Here is a 2,198-nt window from a genome sequence, read left to right as displayed (position 1 = left end):
ACCCCGTGCCATAACAAAGCCTTCAACCGGACGCGGGGTAAGCTGGCGGCCGGCAAAGCCGGGCTGGGTTTGCGGGCGCGCCGGTTAAGGCAAACGTTAGCTGTTGGGATGAGTATTTCTAGATCTTCATCGGTGAACGGCCAGAATGGGGCAGTTGGTAGCCCCCGCCGTGCCACGGGCGCCACGGCACCTGCCAATCGTGGAGTCGCTGGCCCGGTTAGGCGTCGCCGCTTCTTGGTGAGCAGTCCGGAGGGCCGCGTGCCTGCCGCTTCTGCCCGGATAGGCTGCCGCCGCGTTCGGGTTTCTGCCCATCGAGGGCCGGGGCGGGCTTCGGGCGACAGCCGTGGCGCCGCTGCGGCGAACGACGCCTCCACAGCTAACAAATCGCTCAAGTACGTTCCGGCCCTGCCGGGCCTCCACCGGACGCGCCAGAGGCGCGCCGCTTAGCTCAGACGTTATGCATTTCGTCCAGATTTTCTATCCAACGACCTAGCAATCCATTATGAGTGAAAAGACGAATAGATCCGCCGGCCTCAGAGCCCTCAACGCCATCTGCGCCACCGTGGCCATTGTCTCGGTAATTTATATGCTGGTAGAGGGGCTAAGTATCCTGGCTCTGGCAGCAGTAGCTTCCTCCGTGGTGGGCTTGGCCACGCCAGTTGCCATGGCAGCGGAGGGTGTTCTTGAGGCAGTAGCCGGGGTGTTCGAGGCCATAGCCGATGGAATTTCGGCAATATTTGGGGCCATCGCTGACCTGATCGGCGGCTTTTTCTAAGGTCAATGCATAACAAGCCGCTCAAGTACGTTCCGGCCCTGACGGGCCTCCACCGGACGCGCTTACGCGCGCCGCTTAGCTAAATCGTTATGTTTCGATCAGGAGATTGGCTTTGTTGAATAGAGCAGCTCTGCTTCTTCGGTACAAAGAGCCAGCCATTCGGTGGATAAATGCTGCCGATCCTAATCCGGCTGCAAAAGAAGTTACCCTCGAAGACGCCAATTTAGACCGCCCTGTGTACTTGATAAGTGACGAGGACGCTGAGACGTCCGAGGCCGTTCGTGGTTGGGTTGAGACGAACTTTAGTGTCCTTTTTGAAAGTGAACTAGAAGGCTGGTATACCGATCCCGATCTCTGGCCTAGACAGCGGTCCCTTGAGCTATTTGACAATTGGTTCTCAGTTGAATGCCATTCTATGCTTTTCGATACGGTCGGCGGGCCAATAGTAGATGATGAAACATAACAAGTCGCTCAAGTACGTTCCGGCCCTGTCGGGCCTCCACCGGACGCGCTTACGCGCGCCGCTTAGCTAAATCGTTAGGTAACAAAAAGCCGAATGACCACACCTTTCCTTTCAGTCCGCCCTGCAAGAGAAAGTGACCTTTCAACGATCGTTGGCATGCTCTCGGACGACCCGCTGGGTTCCGAGCGGGAGAGATTCGTTGATCCTTTGCCATCCTCATACATTGCGGCATTTGAAGCTATCGACAAGGATCAGAATAATGAGTTGGTCGTCGCTGAAGGAGAAGGTGCCGCCATATTGGCGGTGCTACAAATCACGTTCACTCCATACATAACGCATCAAGGCGGGTGGCGTGCCACAATTGAGGGTGTTCGAGTAAATCGAAATTTTCGTGGCTCAGGAGTGGGTCGGGAGCTTTTTGCGTGGGCGATTAATCGCGCTCAGCAGCGAGGTTGTCACCTTGTCCAACTCACAACCGACAAGAAACGTCCTGAAGCCATCCGGTTTTACGAGTCGCTAGGATTCGCTCCCTCTCACGAAGGTATGAAACTGAAGCTCGAGGTAGACCAGCCAAATGTTACCTAACAAGTCGCTCAAGTACGTTCCGGCCCTTCGGGCCTCCACCGGACGCGGCTAAAGCCGCGCCGCTTAGCTCAGACGTTAAATTGCCAAGGGAGAATCTGTGCGCATAGTCCTTTTCAAACATAGTGAAAAGTCTTTTCTTCAGGCTCTTAACCAGGCTGATATATCCTACAAAGAGGAAACGCTGGAGCCAGGTCAGATTGTGGCCTCGGGAGCATTGGTGACAGTAGCTCAAACTGCTGCTATTGCAGGGGCAATTGCCTCAGTGCTGGTTGCGTGGATCCGGGCTCGCGCTAGTAGGAAGATAATCCTAACCCTCGAAAATGGCCAAAGTTTTCATTTGGAAGGTGCGTCTGTAGATAAGGTCGAAGAGTTGCT

The 2,198-nt window shown here is 55.4% G+C and carries 3 protein-coding genes; all 3 read left to right on the top strand.

From position 1 onward, the window contains the following. The first annotated feature begins 502 nt into the window (after window positions 1-502). On the top strand, window positions 503-775 hold the full coding sequence (locus tag ACDC66_RS15165; protein WP_376697579.1) for a hypothetical protein: 273 nt from the start codon (window positions 503-505) through the stop codon (window positions 773-775). Window positions 776-1,331: 556 nt separating this feature from the next. Further along, complete coding sequence (locus tag ACDC66_RS15160; protein WP_376697578.1) at window positions 1,332-1,823, top strand: GNAT family N-acetyltransferase; 492 nt, start codon at window positions 1,332-1,334, stop codon at window positions 1,821-1,823. A 97-nt stretch (window positions 1,824-1,920) separates the two neighbouring features. Continuing rightward, window positions 1,921-2,198 (top strand): effector-associated constant component EACC1 (locus ACDC66_RS15155; protein ID WP_376697577.1); only part of this gene is annotated, 278 nt, incomplete at its 3' end.

It is taken from the genome of Wenzhouxiangella psychrophila (assembly GCF_042310375.1).
GTDB lineage: Bacteria > Pseudomonadota > Gammaproteobacteria > Xanthomonadales > Wenzhouxiangellaceae > Wenzhouxiangella.
The sequence above is the reverse complement of the archived record's forward strand: the minus strand, read 5'-3'. Positions and strand labels throughout refer to the sequence as shown.